The sequence below is a fragment of the Paraburkholderia sp. genome (assembly GCF_047605525.1).
Lineage (GTDB): Bacteria > Pseudomonadota > Gammaproteobacteria > Burkholderiales > Burkholderiaceae > Paraburkholderia.
In genome coordinates, this window is record NZ_JASGFN010000013.1 from 178416 (window position 1) to 200737 (window position 22322).

Annotated in this window: 17 protein-coding genes; 9 read left to right on the forward strand and 8 right to left on the reverse strand. The window is 61.3% G+C overall.

All coding sequences use genetic code 11. The features are described 5' to 3' along the window. Positions 1 to 124: 124 nt before the first annotated feature. Positions 125 to 865: a 3-ketoacyl-ACP reductase gene (locus tag QM685_RS20050; RefSeq protein ID WP_415118529.1), complete on the reverse strand. Its 741-nt coding sequence runs from the start codon at positions 863 to 865 to the stop codon at positions 125 to 127. A 410-nt stretch (positions 866 to 1275) separates the two neighbouring features. Between QM685_RS20050 and QM685_RS20055 the strand changes: the two genes are divergently transcribed. Continuing rightward, on the forward strand, positions 1276 to 2973 hold the full coding sequence (locus QM685_RS20055) for a Na/Pi cotransporter family protein (protein ID WP_415118531.1): 1698 nt from the start codon (positions 1276 to 1278) through the stop codon (positions 2971 to 2973). 348 nt (positions 2974 to 3321) lie between these two features. After that, entirely contained in the window at positions 3322 to 3594 is a 273-nt protein-coding gene (locus QM685_RS20060) for a hypothetical protein (protein WP_415118533.1), read from the forward strand. Between the two features lie 161 nt (positions 3595 to 3755). On the opposite strand, the gene QM685_RS20065 is transcribed toward QM685_RS20060, so the two are convergent. From QM685_RS20065 to QM685_RS20085, 5 genes are all read right to left on the reverse strand, one after another. Further along, complete coding sequence (locus tag QM685_RS20065) at positions 3756 to 4157, reverse strand: DUF3597 domain-containing protein (RefSeq protein WP_415118634.1); 402 nt, start codon at positions 4155 to 4157, stop codon at positions 3756 to 3758. 117 nt (positions 4158 to 4274) lie between these two features. Beyond that, positions 4275 to 5147 (reverse strand): isocitrate lyase/PEP mutase family protein, encoded by an 873-nt coding sequence (locus tag QM685_RS20070; protein ID WP_415118535.1) that lies wholly within the window; start codon positions 5145 to 5147, stop codon positions 4275 to 4277. A gap of 56 nt (positions 5148 to 5203) precedes the next feature. After that, the gene (locus QM685_RS20075) at positions 5204 to 6631 is read right to left on the reverse strand and encodes an MFS transporter (RefSeq protein ID WP_415118537.1); all 1428 of its coding nucleotides are present in this window, start codon (positions 6629 to 6631) and stop codon (positions 5204 to 5206) included. A gap of 71 nt (positions 6632 to 6702) precedes the next feature. Beyond that, on the reverse strand, positions 6703 to 7407 hold the full coding sequence (locus QM685_RS20080) for a GntR family transcriptional regulator (RefSeq protein WP_415118539.1): 705 nt from the start codon (positions 7405 to 7407) through the stop codon (positions 6703 to 6705). Positions 7408 to 7639: 232 nt separating this feature from the next. Next, positions 7640 to 8734 (reverse strand): porin, encoded by a 1095-nt coding sequence (locus QM685_RS20085; RefSeq protein WP_415118541.1) that lies wholly within the window; start codon positions 8732 to 8734, stop codon positions 7640 to 7642. Between the two features lie 973 nt (positions 8735 to 9707). Between QM685_RS20085 and QM685_RS20090 the strand changes: the two genes are divergently transcribed. From QM685_RS20090 to QM685_RS20110, 5 genes are all read left to right on the forward strand, one after another. Beyond that, positions 9708 to 11474: a tannase/feruloyl esterase family alpha/beta hydrolase gene (locus QM685_RS20090; protein ID WP_415118543.1), complete on the forward strand. Its 1767-nt coding sequence runs from the start codon at positions 9708 to 9710 to the stop codon at positions 11472 to 11474. Between the two features lie 583 nt (positions 11475 to 12057). Then, entirely contained in the window at positions 12058 to 13407 is a 1350-nt protein-coding gene (locus QM685_RS20095; protein ID WP_415118636.1) for an MFS transporter, read from the forward strand. Between the two features lie 82 nt (positions 13408 to 13489). Continuing rightward, the gene (locus QM685_RS20100; RefSeq protein WP_415118545.1) at positions 13490 to 14515 is read left to right on the forward strand and encodes an amidohydrolase family protein; all 1026 of its coding nucleotides are present in this window, start codon (positions 13490 to 13492) and stop codon (positions 14513 to 14515) included. A gap of 2 nt (positions 14516 to 14517) precedes the next feature. Beyond that, positions 14518 to 15201, forward strand: a complete 684-nt coding sequence (ligK, locus tag QM685_RS20105) for a 4-carboxy-4-hydroxy-2-oxoadipate aldolase/oxaloacetate decarboxylase (protein WP_415118547.1) — start codon at positions 14518 to 14520, stop codon at positions 15199 to 15201. Between the two features lie 72 nt (positions 15202 to 15273). Then, positions 15274 to 15936: a substrate-binding domain-containing protein gene (locus QM685_RS20110; RefSeq protein WP_415118638.1), complete on the forward strand. Its 663-nt coding sequence runs from the start codon at positions 15274 to 15276 to the stop codon at positions 15934 to 15936. Positions 15937 to 15970: 34 nt separating this feature from the next. On the opposite strand, the gene QM685_RS20115 is transcribed toward QM685_RS20110, so the two are convergent. Both QM685_RS20115 and QM685_RS20120 read right to left on the reverse strand, forming a co-directional pair. After that, on the reverse strand, positions 15971 to 16945 hold the full coding sequence (locus QM685_RS20115; protein ID WP_415118549.1) for an ATP-grasp fold amidoligase family protein: 975 nt from the start codon (positions 16943 to 16945) through the stop codon (positions 15971 to 15973). 96 nt (positions 16946 to 17041) lie between these two features. Next, complete coding sequence (locus QM685_RS20120; RefSeq protein WP_415118551.1) at positions 17042 to 17974, reverse strand: GlxA family transcriptional regulator; 933 nt, start codon at positions 17972 to 17974, stop codon at positions 17042 to 17044. Positions 17975 to 18802: 828 nt separating this feature from the next. Here QM685_RS20120 and QM685_RS20125 point away from each other — a divergent pair. Beyond that, a complete protein-coding gene (locus QM685_RS20125; RefSeq protein ID WP_415118553.1) occupies positions 18803 to 21130 on the forward strand; it encodes a polysaccharide biosynthesis tyrosine autokinase in 2328 nt (775 codons plus the stop codon). 58 nt (positions 21131 to 21188) lie between these two features. Further along, the gene (locus QM685_RS20130; protein ID WP_415118555.1) at positions 21189 to 22307 is read left to right on the forward strand and encodes a glycosyltransferase family 4 protein; all 1119 of its coding nucleotides are present in this window, start codon (positions 21189 to 21191) and stop codon (positions 22305 to 22307) included. Positions 22308 to 22322 lie beyond the last annotated feature (15 nt).

A 22322-nucleotide genomic window follows, 5' to 3' on the forward strand; every position in this document is an offset into this window, starting at 1 on the left:
TTTTCTGGCCATAAGCATACTGACGCGGCCGGCTCGCGCCGGGCCGCGACATCATCACGCAACCTGAAGATGTCCATCGCAACGGAAAACAATCGCGCCGCATGACAATGCGGCGCTGTTTCCGCTAGCCCATATGGAGACCGCCGTTCAACGAGAAATCAGCTCCCGTTGCAAAGCCCGCCTGATCCGACGCGATCCAGGCGACGATCGACGCGATTTCTTCCGGCGTGCCGAGCCGGCGCACCGGAATCGTCGCGACGATTTTCTCCAGTACTTCAGGACGGATCGCCTTGACCATGTCGGTGCCGATATAGCCGGGCGACACGGTATTGACCGTCACGTTCTTGGTGGCCACTTCCTGCGCGAGCGACATCGTGAAGCCGTGAATGCCGGCCTTGGCGGTGGAGTAGTTGGTTTGCCCGAACTGACCTTTCTGGCCATTGACCGACGAGATGTTGACGATGCGGCCCCAGCCTCGCTCGACCATGCCTTCGATGACCTGCTTGGTCACGTTGAACAGGCTCGTGAGATTGGTGTCGATCACCGCGATCCAGTCTTCGTGCGTCATCTTGCGGAACATACCGTCGCGCGTGATGCCCGCGTTGTTGACCAGCACGTCGATTTCGCCGACTTCCTTCTTGATTTTCTCGAACGCCTTCACAGTGGATTCCCAGTCCGCGACGTTACCTTCCGAGGCGATGAAGTTATAGCCTAGCGCTTTCTGTTCTTCCAGCCATCGGGCTTTGCGTGCCGAGTTCGGGCCGCAGCCCGCGATGACCGTGAAATTATCTTTATGCAAGCGCTGGCAGATGGCGGTTCCGATGCCGCCCATGCCGCCGGTTACGTAGGCAATACGATTTGCCATAAGTCCTCCTTCTTCTGGGGTGAATTAGAGCGGGTTTGTCTGGAGGATGGAGATATTATTGGCACCCGCCAGCGGGCGGCACGATGGGCATTTTTACCTACGGGTTAACTGCCAATCCGGCGGCGGAATCGTTGATTGACGCTGCAATGATTGACGTAGATTACGAAATGAATACCATCCGAAGCCACGCACCGCGTCGTCCCCATCCCTTGCCTGAGTGCACGCTTGCTTTTACCCTAAGGCCTGTTTACCTATGGAACACGCGGGCGTTCCATAGGTAAACAGGCCGTGGCCTCAAATACCGGCTCAGGACACGACGCAACAGGTCTTCGTTGCGCCAGCATCGGTCCGGGCATCAAGCCGTCCGTCGTTCTTTCCGTGCATTCGCGCCATTCAAAAGGCACCCCAGGATGACTTCCTATCTGGTAGAGCTGGACCCGGTCAGGCTGAACCTGGTCGAGATATTCGGGCTATTGATCGGCGGCCTCGCTCTTTTTCTTCTCGGGCTCGAGTTCATGACCGGCGGCCTGAAGGCGATCGCCGGATCGAGACTGCAGTCGCTGCTCGGCGTGCTGACCGCAAGCCGGTTTCGCGGCGTGGCGGCGGGCGCCGTCGTGACCGCGCTGCTCAATTCGTCGACCATTACGACGGTGCTGATGGTCGGCTTCGTGTCCGCCGGATTGATGACGCTGACCCAGGCGGTACCGATGATCATGGGCGCGAACATTGGTTCGACCATCACCGCGCAGATCATCGCGTTCGACGTCTCGCGGCTCACGCCGTTCATGCTCGCCATCGGCTTTCTGCTGCATGCATTCGGCAATCGCGAACTGCTGGTCCAGATCGGCCGCGTGGTCATGGGGCTCGGGCTGCTGTTCATGGGCATCCAGTTGATGGGCGAGGCGACCCATCCGCTGCGCACGTTCCAGCCGTTCATCGACGCGATGCAGGACATGCGCAATCCCTTGGTGGGCATCATCGTGGGCGCGGTATTCACCGCGATCGTGCAAAGCTCCGCGGCGACCCTCGCAATCGTGATCGCCTTGAGCGGACAAGGTCTGATGCCGCTCGAAGCGGCCATCACGCTGATTTTCGGCGCGAAAGTGGGCACTTGCGGCACCGCGCTGCTCGCGTCGATCGGCAAGACGCCCGAAGCGGTGCAGGTGGGCGTCGTGCATCTGGTCTTCAATCTGCTCGGCGTGGTAGTTGGGATTTTCCTGATTCCGCAGATGGCGGAGCTCGTGCGCTTCATCTCGCCGTCCTATCCGGAACTGGAAGGCGTGGCGCGACTGGCGGCCGAGGCGCCGCGTCAGGTCGCCAATGCGCACACCATCTTCAGCGTGGTGAGCACGCTCGTGCTGATCTGGTTTACCGATCCGATTGCGCGGCTCGCGCAATTCATCGTGCCCAAGCGCGCGCAGGCGGCGAGACCCGCGGGCGATGCGCTTTACCTCGACCAATCGTCGCTGACCGTGCCCTCGCTCGGATTGCAACGCGTGCGCATCGAGCTGACGCGCCTCGGCAACCAGGTGCTCGATATCGTGCAGCGCGGTTCACAGACGGTCTCGAACGGCACGATGGAAGAGATCAATCTTTTGCTGGATCAGGACAAGGAAGCCGACCAGCTCGCGTCCGAGATTCTTCACTACATCGGCCAGTTGTCGCAGGTGCAGCACTCGGAGGACGAGGGTCAGCAGATGGTCGGCTTCACGCAGGTCACGAGCAACCTCGAGAGCATTAGCGGGATTGTCAGCACGACGCTGATGACGGTCGGCCAGCAAAGACTGATGCAACAGATCGACCTGCTTCGCCTGCGCGACGAGGCAACCACGCAGTTCACCAGCGCGGTGATCCGTAATCTCGAGCGGGCGATCCGCACGATCGGGCAGCCGGTTGCGGAAGAAGTCGCGAAGGTGATCGACGAGAAGCCGGGCATCGACAAACTGGCCGTGGCGGCGCGCCAGGTCGTGCTCGCGAAACTTCAACTGGCGGACAAGGCGGACGTGGTGACGTTCCGGCTCGCGATGGATCTGATCGAGCAGGGCCGGCAGATCACGCAATTCGCGAGGGCCATCGCGAAGAACGTGGAAGCGCTTCACCCGCGCTAGCGACAAGGTCAACGATTGTCAGATCCGTGCGGAATTGATGGGAAACCCACTGACGTTCGCATCGCGCCGAAGATAAACTCTACCCGTGTCACGTTGATGACACGCCTGAACGGAGAGTTGTTTTTGCCCGCCTTCCCCTGTGCGGGCTTTTTTCCTCTCTGATATGTTGTGGTATCGGTAGTGAAGCGCCGGGCCGCGAATGCGAGTATGACGTGACTGTGCTGCGATTGTGCGTTGACACACAATAGCTTGCACAATAAGCAACGCCCAGGACGAATTAACACACGTCCCGCCCGGAATTTGATAGCCTGTGTCGCAGCAGAGCATTGAACCAAGGAGGGCTTCACCATGATGAGGTGGCTTGCTAACTGGGCTTCACAACATGCTCCTACTCCCGAGAAACAGGCCGAACGCGCGCTCAATAACCTGCGCATGGAACTGTTTCAGGCCGAGCAGCTTGTGCTGGATGCGCAACTGCGCGCCGATTACTACCGGGCTCGCCTGACCTTTCTCGAAGAAGTCACGAGAAAGGGTATCGAACAGGTATCGGACGAACGCAAGGGTCCGCCAGAGTCCACGTTGCCATTGAGGCCGGGACTCAAGCTCACCGCGGCGCAATAGCCGCGTGTCTTCCATCGCAATGAGTTCGGGCACGTTCGTGCCCGCTCGTGTCCGTGTACCGCGCTCGTGCATCGAGCAGCGTGGCGGCACGTCTGCCGTCTGCGTTTCAGGTTGTCCGGCCGGGTACTCCCGGCGGACAACCGGGCCTCGATGAAGAACGCTTAATTTGCCAGATCCGGCGGCAGCTTGCCGCCGTTTGCCGCGAGCGCCTGCATCACCTGCTTGTGCAGCCAGATGTTCATGCTCGCCGAGTCGTTCATATCTCCGCTGTACTTCAATTCCTGTGCGAGCTGCTTGCGGTGTTCGAGGCTGCTGTCGACGCCGAGTGCCTTCATGGTGTCGACAATCGACGTGCGCCAGTTCAGTGTTTGCCCGCTTTCGCTGACGAGCTGGTCCATCACGGCGGCCACGTCGACGTCGGTCAGCGGCGCGGGCGCGGCGGGCGCGCCGGGCGTCGCGGCTTGTGCGGCGGCCGGGTCGGGGGTGGGGTCCGCCGCGGGGGGAGGTTGGTCCGGCTTGGCTTTGCCGAACAGCTTATGCACGATGTCGCCAAAAATACTCATTTCCAGATCCTCCGCAGATAAATGACAAATGCGAGCGCGGGGGCGTTCGCAGGACATGCCTTCGCTATGCTACGCGATCTGCCTGCGCGACGAACGTGAAATTTTGTTAGCGCGCTTTCATTCGGCGTGCTCGCGATCGAACTGCCAGACCGCGGGGAAGCCCATCAGCGTGCACATCCGCGCGAACGGATACATGCTGTTTTCCGCCTGCGCGGTGCCACGCCGCGCCTTGATCTGACCGTAGATGTCCTGAAGCGCCTTCGCCGCCGCAAGAAAGCCGGACGCCGGATAAATCGCCAGCGAAAAACCGAGCGTCTGCAATTCGGCGGGCGTCAGTTGCGGTGTGCGACCGCCTTCGACGATGTTCACGAGCAGCGGCGTATCGAACGTGCGTGCGATGGTCTCCAGCTCCTCGACGCTTTCGGGCGATTCGATGAACAGCACGTCGGCGCCGGCCTTCGCGAAGGCTTCGCCGCGCCGCAACGCTTCGTCGAGTCCGAGCGACGTGCGGGCGTCCGTGCGCGCGACGATCTGGAAGTTGGCATCTTCGCGCGTTTCGGCCGCCACCTTGATCTTTTTCACCATGTCGTCGAGCGCAATCACCTTGCGGCCCGGCGTGTGTCCGCATTTCTTCGGAAACTCCTGATCTTCGAGCTGAATACCCGCGGCGCCCGCGCGCTCGTAGCCGCGCACCGTATGCGCGACATTCAGCAGCCCGCCGTAACCGGTGTCGCCGTCGCAGATCAATGGCGTATCGGTCGCGCCGCAGAACGCGGTGACGCGATCGGCCATGTCCGTATAGGTCGCGAGGCCCGCATCGGGCAAGCCGAGATACGACGCGACGGTGCCGAAGCCGGTCATGTACAGGCAGTCGAATTGCATCGAGTCCGCCATTTTCGCGGAGATCAGATCGAATATGCCGGGCGCGGTGACGATTTCCGGTTGCGCGAAACGCGCCTTCAGTCGCTGACGTTTGTTCTGTGCGTTCATGCTGTTTCCGTTTGATGACGATGAATGTTCGCGAGATGTGCCGGGCGGATCTCAGGTCAATGACGTGGTTCGCGGGCGACGGATGCGCCCGCGAGCGTGGCGTCCGTGTCGACGGTCGGCGGCGGCGCGATGTCTTCGAGCGAGCGCCGGTTCGTTTCGATACCGAAGATCGCGAGAATCGCCGCCATCGCAACGAGCACGCCGATGATGACCGACAGCACGTCCCTGATGCCGCCCGATGCATACATGACGACAACGAGTTGCGGCGCGAGAATGCCGGCGATGCGTCCCGCGCAGCCGGCAATACCGTTCGCCCGCATGCGGTTCTCGGTGGCGAAAAGCTCGGGAATATAAGTGGCGATGCCGAGCGCCACCATCAGATAGGTGAGCGTGAAAAGCAGAAAGCCGAGAACGGTGGCCATCGCGACACTCGTCGAATGCCCGTACGCCCAGCCCACGGCGGCGGCAATGACGGCAACCGCGATCAGACCGTTCTTGCGGCCGGTGCGATCGGCAATCAGCACGCCAAGGAACGCACCCGCGGGGCCGCCGAGCGACATCAGCGTCGTATAACCGAGCGACGAAGCCATGCCGAGACCCTGCTTGATCAGGAACGTCGGCACCCAGACGATAAAGCCGTAGATCACGACGTTCACGCCGATCTGCACCGCGACCGCGAGCAGCGTGCGGCGAATCTGCGGACCCTTGAACAATTCGAAAAGCGTGGTGGAGCGGGTCGCCGACGCAGCCGATTCGAAAGCAGCCGGCGTGAAAGACGGCAAGGGCTGGCCTTTTGCCGCTTCCGTTTCTGATTCCGCTTCCGCTTCCGCCGCGCGAAGAATCGCATCGGCTTCGGCATAACGGCCTTTCGATTCGAGCCAGCGCGGCGACTCCGGCATCTTCTTGCGGATGACCCACACGACGAGCGCACCGATGCCGACGATCGCGAACATCGCGCGCCAGCCGATCGTCGGAATGATCAGATAGCCGATGAACGTCGAGAAGAACAGCGCGGAGTTCGTGATCAGCGACAGATACGCGGACCATTTGCCGCGCACGGCCGGCGGAATGAATTCGCCGACCGAACCATAGCCGACGACGATCTCGGCGCCGAGCCCGAGGCCCATGAAGAAGCGGCAGATGATCAGCCACGTCATGTTCGGCGCAACCGCACCGGCAATGGAAGCGAGACCGAAGATCGCGAGATTGAACTGATAGGAGAACTTGCGGCCTTTCGCGTCGCCGAGCAGGCCCGCGGTGAACGCACCCAGCAGCATGCCGACGAATGTCGACGACAGAAACGCCGCGTTCAGTTGCATCGTCGACCAGCCGCTCTTCGCAAGCGCGCCGAGCACGCCGCCGGCGAGGTAGATGTCGAACGAGTCGAGAAACATGCCCGCGCCGATCAGCCAGAGGATGCGCCGGTGAAAACCGGAGATAGGCAATCTGTCCAGTCTTGGACCGGCGTTCACTGTGCTCGGCATTTCACGTCTCCTGCGTCGTGATGGGACGGCTGTTCTGTTCGTGTGGCTGCAATGCGCGGTGCGGCGACAATCTACGGCGAAGGGTGCTCTCTTTGATAGCGGTCGAGCACCGCTTTTTCGCCGGCCAGAATATGGCAACGGGTAATCGCTTCGGCCCAGGCGGCGTTGCGGTTCTCGAGTGCCTGAACGATTTCGACATGCTGCCGCGCGCTGCTTGCGCGGTGTTCGTCGTCGTAGGAGTCGAAGGTCCACTTGATCAGCGGTGTTTCCTTCATCGACGTCAATGAACGGTCGAGGCGCGCGTTGCCCGCGGCCGCGGTGATGATCGAATGGAATTCGCCGTTTGCGGCAAACCACGCTTCTGTCGTTTCGGGTGTGGAAGGGCGTTGCGTGATGGCCGACATCTGCCCGGCGAGCGTGCCGAGCCGCGCGATTTCCGCGGCGCCGATTTTCAATGCGGCGCGACCGGCCAGAAATGGCTCGATCAGAAGACGTGCTTCGAATATTTCGCGCGCGTCCTGCAACGACCATGCTTTGACTCGCACGCCATAGTTGGGCCTGATTTCGACCCAGCCTTCGGCGCCCAGGCGCCGCAGTGCTTCGCGCACCGGCGTGCGGCTGACGCCGAGGCTCTTCGCCAGTTGTTCCTCGCGCAGATATTGGCCCGCGCCATAGCGATTGCCGGCGAGCGACTGCTTGATCGCGAGGTAGACGTCGTCCGGCGATCGGGCCGATGCAGCCTGTATTGTATGCAAAACACGCTCTTTCGCTGTCATGGCGGCGCCAATTACGAGTTGAGTGGCTACATTGTATGCAAAGTGTGCGAATGCAGGCTTGGTGGTTTCCCTGGGCGTGTGACGTAGTGGGGTTTGTCGCGTCGTCCGGGAATGGTAGAGAGACGAAAGAAAAATGGCCGCAAGGGCGGCTTGCCCTTACGGCCATTCATTCACTCATTAGGGTTCGCGACGATTCGACGCCGTGACCTGTTTCCCTTCGCTGCTTCGAAAATCAGAACCGCGTATGCAAGCCCACTCGCGCGATGGCCTGGGTTTGACCGCTCGATGCGCCATCCGTGCTGTTCATGCCGTTGATCTGGGCGAAGCCGCCCGAACTCGCGCGCTGATAGAGGCCGAGTACATAGACGCTCGTGCGCTTCGACAGCGAGTAGTCGACAATGGCCGCCACCTGGTGCGCGTGATTGTTGTCGACGACCGAATTGCCCTTCATGTACATATACGACGCGCCGGTCGCGAGTGCCGGCGTGAAGTGGTATTGCGCGCCGACCGAGCCCTGGTACACCGAGCCGCCATTGGCGGAGTTGTGGACGGTCGTGAAGAGCGCGTTCGTGAACCATGCGCCGAACTTGTAGTGCGCGCCGACACCCCAGTTGCGCACACTCACCTGCGGCGAACCCGCGGTGTAGTACTTGATGTTCGTATAGGCGGCATTCGCGCCGAATGAACTGGCCGCGTAATTGAGGGCGAAGCTCGTCGAATTACCCGCGCCGATCGAGCCCGCCACGTTGCCGAAGCCATACATCGCGCCGGCACTGAAGCCGTTGAATACCGGCGTCACGTATTTGACCGAATTGGCGATACGTTCGCCGGCCATGCGGTCCCAGTCGAATGCGCCGGTCGGATTCTGCGGCAGATCGAGCTTCTGGAACGGACCGGCGCGGAAATCGTAGAAGTGCCCGGAGATCTCGGCGGGATCGTTGCCGCCGAAATAGAGCGCGTCCGTCATGAAGTCGTACTGGTTGCCCAATGTGAGCTTACCGGCGCGCTCGTTGACGAGCCCCACCAGCGACGTGCGGCTGAACAGGCTCGCATTCGGCATGAATTGCCCATTGTTCACCTGGAACTGGTTCACGAGTTCGAAGATCGCCTTGGTGCCGCCGCCGAGATCCTCGACGCCTCTCATGCCCCACAGGTTCGGACCGTTGACACCGTCGTCCATCTTGACGTTGCTCTTGCCCGACTGGTTGCTCACGTACGTGACGCCCGTGTCGATGAGGCCGAAGAGCGTAACGCTGCTCTGCGCATGCGCGGCCGCCGACATTAAGGTACTCGCGAAAATGGCGAGCGCGATGGGTGTTTTCTTCATCGAAATGATCTCCTTTGTTATTTGGCGATACGAAGTGAGGCGATGCCGGGCAGCCGTTCGACCGGAAAAGCAAAGCGGGCGGCTGCTGAACGGGGCTCAATATAGTCGGCGCGATGTTCGCGAGGAAGTGGCCGACGTGGGCCTGAAAACGCAATGAATCGGGCAGCGTGCGGCGAGAAATTCCGGGGTTTACGCGAACTCTCGACACTGCGCGCGTGCGGCGCCGTTTCGTCGCGCGCGTGCTAGTGCGTTGAAAGATAAGAAAATTATTTGCGCATGCGGATCAATGGAGGTTCGCGCTACGCAAAGGCGCGAACAAAAGTCAGCAGGAATTGGATCGTGTTCCACCGGCCGGCGATAAATAAAAGAGAAAGCTCTTTGGGGTACTTCGCAATGCGATTCCGGATAGCGTTGGGTCCACGCCACAGCATGTCATCGCATGCATGAGTGCGGCGGGACTTTCGTTGCTCGCGCAAAGAGAACTTCACGCGGTCATTTACCTGTCAGTCGCGTGCACTGGGCGCATGCAAAGCAATGAGCCGGACTCCCGGTGCAATGCATTTCAATTTCTTTCTTTTCACATCTAAAAAAATTATTGCGTGCTGTCGCGTGTGCTACCGGCTGCCGCGAGTACTGACTGATTCGATAACGCGCAAGCCCTTGCGCGGCGGGCATGTACGCGATGTCGATCGTCATCGCGACGCACTCGCCGGCACGGCATGGACCTGTCCGTATCGCTGATCGTTGTGGTTAACCCGTGATTTCCCGTCATTTCCGCTCTGGCTAACGTCGCGTCGAAACCCGAAGGCACGTACCGAAACATGGCCAAAGTCGACGAACCGAGACGTTTCCGAGAGACGAAGTACTAAAAGAGGAGAGGTGAATTCATGAAGGTGAGCAAAACAAGCGTCATTCAGCGCGCAAACGCGGTTCCTGTATCCGGAACAAAAAATAACGCAGCAGGAGAACGAGTATGAGAACACTGCATTCTCTCGGCCTGCTCTCGAGCGTCAAAAGTCGGGCGATCTCGCTGCTGACGCTTCTGGGCGTTTGCGTGACCGCCGCGCTCGTCGCTGCATGCGGCGGCAGCGGCAGCAGCGGCGGTCTCACCTATACGCCGCTGTCCGTCGTGACGCCGGTCGTCGATTGCTCGAAGCTCGCGTCGATCGATGTCACCGACATCGGCGGCGCGGGCAGCGCGATTACGTCGGCGAGCGTGACCAACGCGACCGTCAATGGCGCGAGCGTCGCCTTCTGCACGGTGAAGGGCACGCTCGCACCGTCGAATACGTTCGAAGTCGCACTGCCGGTCAGCACGTGGACGCAGCGTTTCGCGGAACTGGGCTGTGGCGGCTTGTGCGGCAATCTGAGCGACCCGACCCAGCAAAGCTCGTTCAGCTTCAGCTACACGTGCCCGCTCGTGCAGAAGGGCGGTTTCGTCACGGCCGCGACCGATATGGGCCACTCGGGCCAGGATGCGAGCTGGGCCTCCGACCCGCAAAAGCAGGCCGACTTCGCTTATCGCGGCCAGCACATCACGACGCTCGCCGCGAAGAAACTGATCAAGGCCTATTACGGACAGACGCAGAAGTACTCGTACTTCATCGGCTGCTCGGACGGCGGCCGTGAAGCACTGATGGCCGCGCAGCGCTACCCGACCGATTACAACGGCATCATCGCGGGCGCGCCGGCCGCGCATTTCCAGATCCAGAACTCGCTGTATCACGGCTGGAGCGTGAAGTCGCAGAGCACGACCGGCACCAGCGCGGGCAATGCGGTGCTGTATGCGGACAAGGCGGAAGTGCTGCACAAGGCCGTGATCGCCGCCTGTGGCGGCGGCAGCGGCGCGGCCGATAGTCTGATTGCCGATCCGCGCACCTGCCATTTCGATCCGGCGACGATCCAGTGCGCGAACAATGCGACGAGCACGAGTAACTGTCTGACCGCGGCGGAAGTCGCGACCGCGAAGGCCATCTACAGCGGTCCGACCGATGCAACGACCGGCGAACGCATGCTGGCCGGTTCGCCGCAGTATGGTTCGGAAGCGAACTGGATCGGCGTCGAGGTGCCGACCTCGAATTCGACGGACGCACCCGTGTCCGTCACGAAGCTGTTCAGCTATTCGATCGTGACCGGCGCATACAACCTGATCTTCACCGGCTCGCCGACGATGCCGACCATCGACACCTTCGGCTATCAGGATGCGAGCTTCTATCCGACCTATCTGAAGGCGAATCATCCGTTCATCGACGCGACGAGCCCGGACCTGTCCGCGTTCCAGAATGCCGGCGGCAAGCTGATTCTGTGGCACGGCTGGGCGGATCAGCATATCTCGCCGCTTTTCACGATCCAGTACTACGAAGCGATGCAGAGCACGATGGGTGAGTCGAACGTGAGCCAGTTCGCGCGACTGTATCTGGTGCCTGGCGTCGCGCATTGCGGCGGCGGCGAGGGCTTCCCGAACATCGACCTCGTGTCGAAGATCACCGACTGGGTCGAGGACGCGAAGGTACCGAATTCCGTGATGACGTATCAGACCGACGCGTCGAACAACGTGACGGCCTCGCGTCCGGTCTATCCGTACCCGGCGGTCGCGAAGTACACCGGTTCCGGTGACTGGCATGACGGCGCGAACTACACGCAGGGCGCGCCGCTCTATAGCGCGTCGACGGGCGCATGGGCGGGTTCGAGCTTCTATACGCCTTATGCGCCGACGACGCGGGGTGTGGCTGCACCGTAAGCCGGTTGCCACGTGGTGACCGGTCGTAATCGACCGGAGAGCCGGCCCTATGGGCAGGCTCGTTCGCGAAGCGGAATGACCGTGAAAACGGTTATTCCGCTTTTTCTTTGAGTTCTTTATTGACGCTGCGATCGCAATGAAATCGCAGCGGAATCACCACCGCGTCGCCCGAATTTCCGCCGTCCCACCAAACTCGACGGCTCTCACAGCCGTCTATGCGAGTTCGTTCCCGCGTCATCTGTTCTGTTTATGAGGGTGTACGCGGGCGGGCGTTCGCGCAGTCCGCTTTCAGGCCTCTCCGGCTCACTCCAGACGCTTATCCGACGGCCCTTTGCACGGATCGGCGCGGTGTTGCCGGTGCCATGCGGAACGGCAAAAATGCGGCTGCTCGCTCCAATCCTATGGTTAACCCGCGCTTTGGGACGCGAATGGCGAAAAGTACCTTCACGCCAGTGATTTGAGCAAGGCAACCGGCGACCCATCGACATGACGGTTATGGGACCAACGAAGAGTTCGAAGCGATCTGCTTCGAACGCGCGACGAGACCAGTGAAGGAGACAGGAGAATTCAGATGACGAGTGGAATCACAAACGGTAAAAAGATTGACATCAAGGCGTTCATCGACGAACGGCCTATTTCGGCATACCAGTGGCTACTGGTCGTGCTGTGCTTTCTGATCGTGACCGCCGACGGCATGGACGTCGCGATCATGGGCTTCGTCGCGCCGTCCATCATTCACGACTGGGCGATTTCGCGTCCGGCGTTCGGTCTCGTGATGAGCGCGGCGCCGATCGGTCTGGTGATCGGCGCATTGGCGGCGGGACCGGCGTCGGACCGCATCGGCCGCAAGTGGGTGCTGATTACGTCGGTGTTCCTGTTCGGTGTGTTCACGATTACGACCGCGTTCACGCAATCGCCGGTGGAGATGGCGACGCTGCGTCTGCTGACCGGTATCGGTCTCGGCGCCGCGATGCCGAACTCGACGACGCTGCTGTCCGAGTACGCACCGCAACGCAAGCGCGCGTTGCTGATCACGGTGATGTTCACGGGCTTCAATCTCGGCTCCGCATTGATCGGTTTCGCGGCCGGCTGGCTGATTCCGGTGCATGGCTGGCGCTCGGTGCTGATCTTCGGCGGCGCGTTGCCGCTCGTGCTGATCCCGTTCCAGATCTGGCTGCTGCCCGAGTCGGCCCGTCTGCTCGCGGTGCGCGGCGCGCCGTCGCAGCGTATCGGCGCGGTGCTCGGCCGCGTGTGCGGCGCGCGTTTCACCGGCGACGAAGTGTTCGTGTCGAACGAACCGCCGTTGCCGACGCGCAAGCCGATCGGCGTGCTGTTCTCGCAAGGCTATGGCTCGATGACGATCGCGCTGTGGGTCACGTATTTCATGGGCCTGCTCGTGATCTATCTGCTCACCGGCTGGCTGCCGACGCTGATGAAAGACGCGGGTCTGTCGGTCACGACCGCGGCGAACATCACGGCGATGTTCCAGATCGGCGGCACGATCGGCGCGGTTCTGGTCGGCTGGATCATGGACAAGGCGCGCCCGGCGCCGGTCATCAGCGCCGCGTATATCGGCGGCGGTCTGTGCGTGCTCGCGCTGGGCTATATCGGTGCGTTGTCGTCGTCGCTCGCGTTGCTCGTGTTCGCGGCGGGCTTCTGCATGAGCGGCGCGCAAACCGGCCTGAACGCCTATGCGCCAGGCCGTTATCCGACCGTTGCACGTGCAACCGGCGTGAGCTGGATGCTCGGCATGGGCCGCTTCGGCAGCATCTTCGGTTCGGCGATCGGCGGCGCGCTGCTCGGCCTCGGCTGGCAGTTCGGCGCGATCCTCGCGATGCTCGCCATCCCAGCTACACTGGCCGCTATCGCCATTCTGGTGAGTCAGCGGGCGGGCGGCGCGGGCGCGGCGGTTCATCCGAATGCCGCGCACTAATGAACGGAAACCAGCGAACGGAGCGCGGCGCGCGCGAGTCCCTCGCGCGCCGCTGCTTGAATTCATTTTCTGAGGAATCACGGTGATCATCGACATTCATGGCCACTACACCACCGCGCCGAAAGCGCTGGAGACGTGGCGTAACCGCCAGATCGCAGGTATCGGGAATCCGTCCGGGATGCCGAAGGCGTCGGAGTTGCGGATTAGCGACGACGAGTTGCGCGAGTCGATCGAAAACAACCAGTTGAAGCTGATGCGCGAACGCGGGCTCGATCTGACGATCTTCAGTCCGCGCGCCAGCTTCATGGCGCATCACATCGGCGACTTCGACATCTCGAGCACGTGGGCCGCGATCTGCAACGAACTGTGCTGTCGCGTGAGCCAGTTGTTTCCGGAGCATTTCGTGCCGGCCGCGATGCTGCCGCAAAGTCCGGGTGTCGACGTGGCCACCTGCATTCCCGAACTCGTCAAATGCGTCGAGCAATACGGCAATGTCGCGATCAACCTGAATCCCGATCCGTCCGGCGGCCACTGGACCAGCCCGCCGCTGTCCGACCGCTACTGGTATCCGGTCTACGAGAAGATGGTCGAGTACGACATTCCGGCGATGATTCACGTGAGCACGAGCTGCAATGCGTGCTTCCACACCACCGGCTCGCATTACCTGAACGCGGATACGACCGCGTTCATGCAATGCCTGACCTCGGATCTGTTCCGCGATTTCCCGACACTGCGCTTCGTGATTCCGCACGGCGGCGGCGCGGTGCCGTATCACTGGGGGCGCTTTCGCGGCCTCGCGCAGGAACTGAAAAAGCCCTTACTGAAGGATCATCTGCTGAACAATGTGTTCTTCGACACCTGTGTCTATCATCAACCGGGTATCGATCTGCTCACGCGCGTGATTCCCGTCGACAACATTCTGTTCGCCAGCGAGATGATCGGCGCGGTGCGCGGCATCGATCCGGAGAGCGGGCACTATTTCGACGATACGAAACGCTATATCGAAGCAACGCATGTCGATGCACAGGCGCGTCAGAAGATCTATGAAGGCAATGCGCGGCGCGTTTATCCGCGTCTCGACACCATGCTCAAATCGAAGGGGTTGTAATCATGTATGAACTCGGAGTCGTCTATCGCAACATCCAGCGCGCGGACGCCGGCGTTGCCGCGCAACTCGGCCCGCTCGGATCGGCCACCGTGCATGAGGCCATGGGGCGCACCGGTCTGCTGAAGCCGTATATGCGGCCGATCTATGCCGGCGCGCGCGCGAGCGGCACGGCGGTCACGGTACTGCTGCAACCGGGCGACAACTGGATGCTGCACGTCGCGGCCGAACAGATCCGGCCGGGCGACGTCGTCGTTGCCGGCGTCACCGCGGATTGCACGGACGGCTATTTCGGCGATCTGCTGGCAACGAGCTTCAAGGCGCGCGGCGCGCATGCGCTGATTATCGACGCGGGTGTGCGCGACGTGAGCGTGCTGACCGACATGAAATTTCCGGTCTGGAGCAAGGCGATTTCCGCGAAGGGCACCGTCAAGGCGACACTCGGGTCGGTGAACATTCCGGTCGTGTGCGCGGGCGCGCTGGTCACGCCGGGCGACGTCGTCGTCGCGGACGATGACGGCGTGGCCGTGGTGCCGGCGGCGGTCGCGCAAGCGGTGCTCGAAAAGGCGGCCGCGCGCGAGGCCAACGAAAGCGCGAAGCGCGCGAAGCTCGCCTCCGGCGTGCTGGGTCTCGACATGTACGACATGCGCGGACCGCTCGAGCAGGCCGGACTGCGTTACAAGGATTGAAGCGTGGTTGCAGCGACCAACCGCCGAACCCTGTTTCAAATCGCGCACGCGCCACTCACCGGCATTTCGTCGATGGCCACGCGCCGGGTACTGGCCGAACTCGCCGCGTCGTATCAGCGGCAGACCGCGCAGGCGGTGGCGATCGAGTCGGTCGGCGGTGTCGATGCGGCACGCCGCGTACAGCAAGGCGAGGCATTCGATATCGTCGTGCTCGCCGCGCACGCGATCGACCAGCTCGCCGTTACCGGCCATGTCGATCCGCGCAGCCGGGTCGAACTGGCGCGCTCCGGTATTGCGGTTGCGGTAGCGGCAGGCGCCGTGCATCCGGACATCGGCAGCGAAGCGGCGTTGCGCGACGCGATACTCGGCGCGCGAAGCATCGGTTATTCGACGGGACCGAGCGGTACGCACCTGAGCGAACTGTTCGAACGCTGGGGGATTGCCGGCAGCATTGCGCCGCGCATCGTGAAGGCGCCGCCGGGCGTGCCGGTGGGCGCGCTCGTCGCGCGCAGAGAGGTCGAGCTGGGTTTCCAGCAGTTGAGCGAGCTGATTCACGTGCCGGGCATCGACGTGCTGGGCGCATTGCCGCCCGACGTTCAGGCCATGACCACCTTTACCGCTGCAATATGCGCGGCGGCGCGTCAGCGTGAAGCGGCGCAGCGGTTGCTGTCGTTTCTGGTTTCGCGCGAGGCGGACGGCGCGAAGCTCGGCAACGGTATGACGCCGGCGCGATAAGCGGCGTGGCCGGCGGTATCTGTTACCCGAGCTGTTACGCGAGCAGCTTTCCCCATTCGTAGTCGATGCTGTCCGGTGTAAAGGGCAGCACTCCCGCGCCGGGCGTAAACGTCAATTCACCGAAATAGACGAGATTGTCCGGCGCGTACAGATCGACCCGAACATAGTCGAAGTCTTCGCATAGCCGCATCGCGACGTCCAGCACATCCTGCAGATGCCGCGGACGAGGGGCGGGCGTCGCGCTGCGCTTGTAGGGGCCGATCGCGATATCGAGGTGATTCCATTCGACGTCGTACACGTCGCCATGCGTATCGTTGCCGAACCGGTCCGAGATTACGAGGATGTAGATGATCGGCCGCCCCGGCCTGCCGCCGAAGCAGTGCAGCTTGAAATCGGCCGGTATCTGACCGCGCTGGTCCAGCAGCAGATGTTCGAAGAAGATGCGCGGCCTGATCGTCCGATAGTGCCGCTCGCGCGCAATGTTGTAGAAGTCGGTGGTAAGCCACCGTTCCGCGAGTACCCGCAACGCTTCGAAAGACGTTTCCGATTTGTTTCTGACGACCTCGACGAAGCTGCTGCCGTGGTTGGCTTTCATCACGAAAGCGTCGGGCAGCGCATCGAAAACTTCCGGCGTGAACGCATCCGGCGCCGCGATCAGCGGTATCAGATACTTTTCGCCGATTTTGGCGGCAATGTATTCCCGCACCAGAAGCTTGTCGCTCAGATGGATGTAGCGAGGATCCGGCCGCAGGTTGCGTTGCAGGATCTTTTCATTGAAGGTGACCGGATGAATCAGATTCGGGTACCGGCCGATACATTTGTGATGTAACAGGCTTACAAACAGCGAATCCGGCAACAGGGATTTCGCCGCTTCCTTGAGCTTTCTCGCGGTAGAAGGCGGTTGTGTGGCCGAGGAATGCGCATCGGCATGCGGATCCGAATGAGACTCCGAATCCGGCGCGGAGACCGCATCCTCGCCCGCGAATTCGGCGGATTTGGTGATCGTCATGTGCTAGTCCGTAAGCGGTCGAGGCGCGGCGTGGTCCTCGGAGAATCGAAGGAATCGAAAGCAAACAACGAAAGCAGCGAACAAAAAATTAAAGGGTTAAAGCGTCGCGGTCGCCTGCCGTAACATCTCGGTCGCGGCGTGCCAGGTTTCCTCCGGTGTCTGCCAACGCTCCTCGGAATCCACGTGCTGTTGCGCGCGAAATTGCGTCGGCGACATGCCGTAGCGCTCCTTGAACAGCCTTCCCAGACGATTGCCGTCGCCCATTCCACAGCGGCGCGCGATCTTGTCGACCGGCAAATCGGTGTTCTTCAACATGGAGCGAACAATTTCGAAGCGGGTGCGCAACAGGTATTCGAGCGGCGTCATCCCGAACTCGCATTTGAAGCGGCGCTGAAAGTTACGCTTGCTCATCGCAACGGATTCGGCGGCCTGCGCAACCGAGATCGCCTTGCTGTAGTTTTCCTTGATCCAGCGAGCCGATTCGCGAATCTTTTCGGTCGTGGTCGTGATGTTCGCATCGTCGAGCTCGGATCTGCTCTTTTCGACGTAGCCCACTTGCAGAATGCGGCTGATCTTGCGCGCAGTATCGGAGTTCACGTCACGCTCTATCTGCGCAATCGCGAGATCGGCAGGCGTGACATTACTCTGGGTCCGCGCTGCGTCGCCGCTGTCATCGAAGAGAAATATCGGTACCGTGGACTGAAGCGGGTCGTTGCAGACCACGGCAAGATTCGCACCTTGTTGCATGCCGAACGATGCAATCGACCCCTGCAGCGAAATCCACGACAGAAAACGATCGTTGGATTCCGCCACTTCCGTGACGTCGCGGCATGCGACAAAGAACGCATGGAAATCGGACAGGCAATATCGTTCGAGGCGTTGCGTCCAGATCGAGATGCCGGACGAACTGGTCACGAGACCGCCACCATCCGACAGCACCGAAAACCGGTAGGGCGGTTCTTCACCGGCGGCTTTCCTGAACTCATTGGCAAGGCGGAAGGCGTCGCCGATCGCGCCTGTACTTGCCATCGAACAATCCTGAAAGACGAACAGACCTATGTGCTTCATCACGCGCGCTTCTCCATTCTCCATCCAGACGGGGAAAATCTACGCATTGAGATTAGCGCATCGAATTGCATGAGACGAGCTTGGCCGGCAGGCGCGGGTGTTTTGGCGTAATCGTCCGGATCGAAGAAATTGTTACCTCGCATTTTCATGAAGTGCGCGCCGATATTCAGGCCTGCGCAGCAGTTTTTTCCCATTCAATTCGCGGGGTTTTTGCGCATTGTGCAGTGCCAGAAAACGTTAAATGTGCCGTGTAACAAGGAAAGAGAGGGCAGCACCCCGATAAACCGTCCATCACTCGCACATAAACCGTGCGCCGCGCGTTCTGTCGCGATGTATCGGCCGCTCCGTATAAATCTGTTACACCAATTGCAGATCGCAACAACGCTTTCCAACGGTGTTTACTTCCGTAAAGCGCTCCACATAATCGGCCAATAACACCCGAATTTATGCCGCGTGCGATTGCGCACTTCTTTTGCAGTCTATGCTTCACTGCACCATCCATCGACAAATTGTCATCGCGATTCGAGGAATCGGGACGTCGCATTTCGAAGCCGCGAAAGAACAACGGCATTACCGCAGTGGATAAGCAATAGGCGTATGCAGCTCTCCGTCGTTCGAGAGGTCCCGAACGCGGTTCCCCGACCTAACCCGACCCAGTAAACACGTCGCTTTCGCCGTGCTGTCAGCCAATTCAGGGCCTACCTGGCCGGTGGCGGCGTAAAAGGCGACATGACGGCGCAAAGCGAGCTCGCGCTCTGCTCTGCGCATCAACCTGCAAGGATGAGACCGGTGGACTACTATCCGCAGAACTCGCTCTATCCCGCCATCGATACCGAGCGCCGTCAACTCAGTGCCAGCGGGATGCTCACGCTGATGCGCGACCACATCTGGGAGATCGTCGTCACGACGGTCGTCGTCCTGACGCTGGCTGTCGCGTATCTCCTCATCGCAACGCCCATCTACTCCGCCGACGTGATCGTGCGGGTGGACCCGCCTGAGCCGAATGCGCTCGGAATCGCGCTGCAGAACCAGGAAGAGCTTCCGCCGGCCGCGCCGTCGCCGGTGACTGAAATGGCCGTGATGGAGAGCCGCTCGGTCCTGCAGCCGGTCATCGATCAATTCCGTTTCGATGTGTCGGTGACCCCGCACAAGATTCCTGTTCTCGGCGACATCGCTGAAAAATTCGCCACCCCGGGCGAGCCCGCGGCGCCATGGCTGGGCCTGAGTTCCTTTGCATGGGGCGGAGAGCGGGTCCGGATCGGCACGCTGGACGTGCCGCGCGACCTCGAGGAAGAAAAGCTGACGCTGGTCACGCGCGACAACGGCGCGTACGAGTTACGCGGACCGTCCGGTGACGTGCTGTTGACGGGTGTCGTGGGCGAGGCCGCCAAGGGTAACGGTGTATCGATGCTCGTGAAGGAACTCTCCGCGCGGCCCGGCACCCGCTTCGAGGTAGTCCGCTGGAACGAACTGGACGCGGTCAAGCGCTTCACGAAACAGCTAAAAATAGGCGACAAGGTCAAGGACTCGGGCCTGCTGGAGATCCAGTATCGGGACAAGAGCCCGGACAAGGCCGCGGACGTCGCCAATGCATTGGGGCAGCAGTACCTCGCTTCCGCGATTGCGAGCCGGCAACTGAACGATACGAAAACGCTGGCGTTCATCAATGGCGAGCTGCCGCATCTGCTGGCGGACCTGAAGAAGACCGAAGAAGCGCTGAAGAACTTCCGCTCGAACTCGCAATCGATGCAGCCGACCAACGAGGCGCAAGCGTATCTGCAAGGCGGCCTCGATCTCGACAAGCAGATCGCGACCCTGCAATTGCAGCGCACGCAATTGCTCGAGCGCTACACTGAGCAGAGCCGCTGGGTACAGAACGTCGACGCGCAGCTTGCGCAACTGAAAGAAGCGAAAGGGAAATTCGACGACCATTTCAACGGCATGCCGGCTTCGGAGCGTGAGAGCGTCGATCTGATCCGCGCGCAGAAGGTGGCGGAAACGATTTATCTCGGCATGGTGCAGAAGGCCGAGCAATTGCAGGTTCGGCGCGCCAGCACGACCGGCGGCGCGCATATTCTCGATCAGGCGCTCACGCCACATCGCCCGGTGATGCCCCAGCCGATACTCGTGCTGGCTGGCGGGCTGGTACTGGGTATCGTGTCCGGAGTCGTGCTGGTCTTCATGCGCCGCCACGTGATGATCGGCGTGACGGACCCGCGCTATATCGAGCGGCAGATGAGCGTACCGGTGTTCGGCGAAATCCTGTTCAGCCAGCAGCAACTGCTGATGGACCGCACGGCGAGCAGCGTCGGGCACAAATCGCTGCCGGCGATGGCCGCGCGCGCCACCCCGCCGCTGCACAAAGGCATGCAGGACCTTCAGTTCCATGCCGGCGACAACAACAGGATTCTCGCAGCTCGCTTCCCGCATGACACGTCGGTCGAAGCACTACGAGCGGTGCGCACCGCGGTGACACGCGATCTGGCACATGCGCGCAACAACATCGTGATGGTGATCGGTCCGACGCCTTCCGCGGGCAAGAGCTTCGTGGCCGCGAATCTGGCGATTCTGCACGCGGAAATCGGCTCGCGCGTCGTGCTGATCGACGCCGATATGCGGCGCGGCCATCTGGCATCGCTATTCAACGAGAGCAATCGCGGCGGCCTCTCCGAAGTTCTGTCGGAGCGCATGCCGCTGCGCAATGCATTGCGGGCGACCGGTATCGACGGCCTGACGTTCCTGTCGTGCGGCATGCGTCCGGAGAACCCCGCGGCGCTGCTGATGAAGCCGCGCCTGAAGGAAATCCTGGATCGGCTTTCGAGCCAGTTCGATCTGGTGATCATCGACACGCCGCCGTTTCTCGCCGTCACCGACGCTTCGATCATCGCGAACGAAGCCGGCTCGTCGTTGCTCGTATTGCGCTCCGGCATGCAAAGCGAGGAGGAAATCGCCGACACGGTCCGCAAGGTGGAGCGCGCGGAAGGGCGTATTTCGGGCGCGGTCTTCAACGGCATTCCATTGCGTCGAAGCACGAAGAAATACGGCTATGAAACGAATTACGCCAGCGACTTCGGCGAAGAAACCGGGGCCGCGCCTCAGGCACCGCATGGAGCATGACCCTGTCGAAAGCGAAAAGTAACGCAACTGCTCGCGACGGCGTAAAACGGAGAACCTGATGGCTTTTGCAATCAACGGAAAGTTTACTTCGCAACCCATCACGGGGGTTCAGCGCGTTGCCTATGAACTGACCCGAGCAATGCAGATGCGCGCCATGCCCGGCGACGAACTGGAAGTATTCATGCCGCAGAACGCCGTCGCGCCCGGGGCGTTGCTCAAACGGCAACGGCGTTTTCCGTGGCTGCGCGGCACGCTGTGGGAACAGATCACGCTGCCGATCGCCGCGCGCGGCGTGACGCTGCTTAATCTGTGCAATACGAATCCGCTGTTCAAGCGCGGGCAGATCGTCATGGTCCATGACATGGCGGTGTACGACGTGCCGCAAGGCTTCTCGAGGAAATTCCGCTTCTGGTATCGCGTGTGCTTCACGCTGCTGCCGCGCACGCATCCGACGATTCTGACGGTGTCGACATTCTCGAAGAGGCGTATCTGTCATCACCTGAAGATCGACGAATCGCGCGTGAAAGTGGTGACGCCGGGGGCGGATCATCTCGACCGGATCGTCGCGGATCAAGCGGTGCTGGAGCGTCTCGAGCTGACGAGAGACGCTTATTGCGTGGTAGTAGGCAGTCTCGATCCGCGCAAGAACCTGCACGGCGTTCTCGAGGCGATCGGGAGGCTCGAACATCTGGGCGCGGTCAAATTCGTCATTGTCGGAGGAAAGAACTCGCGCGTTTTCCATAGCGATGGCGTGGACGACCACGCCGTGCGTTCGCAACGGGTCGTGTGGGCGGGTTTCGTGTCGGACGCGGAATTGAAGTCGCTGTACGAGAACGCCGGTTGCCTGATTTTTCCGTCGCTCTACGAGGGATTCGGCTTGCCGCCTCTCGAGGCGATGTACTGCGGCTGTCCGGTCATCGCTTCGGCGCGTACCTCGATACCGGAAGCGTGCGGCGATGCCGCGATGTACTGCGACGCGGCTTCCCCGGACGACATGGCCGCGAAGATCGCACAGATGATGAGCGACGCCGATCTTCGGCAAAGTTACCGCGCCGCCGGATTACGGCATGCGCGCGAGTTTCGCTGGGAGCGCTCGGCGCAGAAGGTGCTTGAAATCCTCGACGGACTGACCGGCAGCCGGCTGGCCGATCTGGCGCCGCGCGCGTCGACGAGCTAGCGCATGGACGGGCAC

What these genes read in the sequence shown, in the direction of transcription:
- QM685_RS20050 (WP_415118529.1), bottom strand. Translation starts at nt 865, where the DNA reads ATGGCAAATCGTATTGCCTACGTAACCGGCGGCATGGGCGGCATCGGA.
- QM685_RS20055 (WP_415118531.1), top strand. Translation starts at nt 1,276, where the DNA reads ATGACTTCCTATCTGGTAGAGCTGGACCCGGTCAGGCTGAACCTGGTC.
- QM685_RS20060 (WP_415118533.1), top strand. Translation starts at nt 3,322, where the DNA reads ATGATGAGGTGGCTTGCTAACTGGGCTTCACAACATGCTCCTACTCCC.
- QM685_RS20065 (WP_415118634.1), bottom strand. Translation starts at nt 4,157, where the DNA reads ATGAGTATTTTTGGCGACATCGTGCATAAGCTGTTCGGCAAAGCCAAG.
- QM685_RS20070 (WP_415118535.1), bottom strand. Translation starts at nt 5,147, where the DNA reads ATGAACGCACAGAACAAACGTCAGCGACTGAAGGCGCGTTTCGCGCAA.
- QM685_RS20075 (WP_415118537.1), bottom strand. Translation starts at nt 6,631, where the DNA reads ATGCCGAGCACAGTGAACGCCGGTCCAAGACTGGACAGATTGCCTATC.
- QM685_RS20080 (WP_415118539.1), bottom strand. Translation starts at nt 7,407, where the DNA reads ATGACAGCGAAAGAGCGTGTTTTGCATACAATACAGGCTGCATCGGCC.
- QM685_RS20085 (WP_415118541.1), bottom strand. Translation starts at nt 8,734, where the DNA reads ATGAAGAAAACACCCATCGCGCTCGCCATTTTCGCGAGTACCTTAATG.
- QM685_RS20090 (WP_415118543.1), top strand. Translation starts at nt 9,708, where the DNA reads ATGAGAACACTGCATTCTCTCGGCCTGCTCTCGAGCGTCAAAAGTCGG.
- ligK (WP_415118547.1), top strand. Translation starts at nt 14,518, where the DNA reads ATGTATGAACTCGGAGTCGTCTATCGCAACATCCAGCGCGCGGACGCC.
- QM685_RS20110 (WP_415118638.1), top strand. Translation starts at nt 15,274, where the DNA reads ATGGCCACGCGCCGGGTACTGGCCGAACTCGCCGCGTCGTATCAGCGG.
- QM685_RS20115 (WP_415118549.1), bottom strand. Translation starts at nt 16,945, where the DNA reads ATGACGATCACCAAATCCGCCGAATTCGCGGGCGAGGATGCGGTCTCC.
- QM685_RS20120 (WP_415118551.1), bottom strand. Translation starts at nt 17,974, where the DNA reads ATGGCAAGTACAGGCGCGATCGGCGACGCCTTCCGCCTTGCCAATGAG.
- QM685_RS20130 (WP_415118555.1), top strand. Translation starts at nt 21,189, where the DNA reads ATGGCTTTTGCAATCAACGGAAAGTTTACTTCGCAACCCATCACGGGG.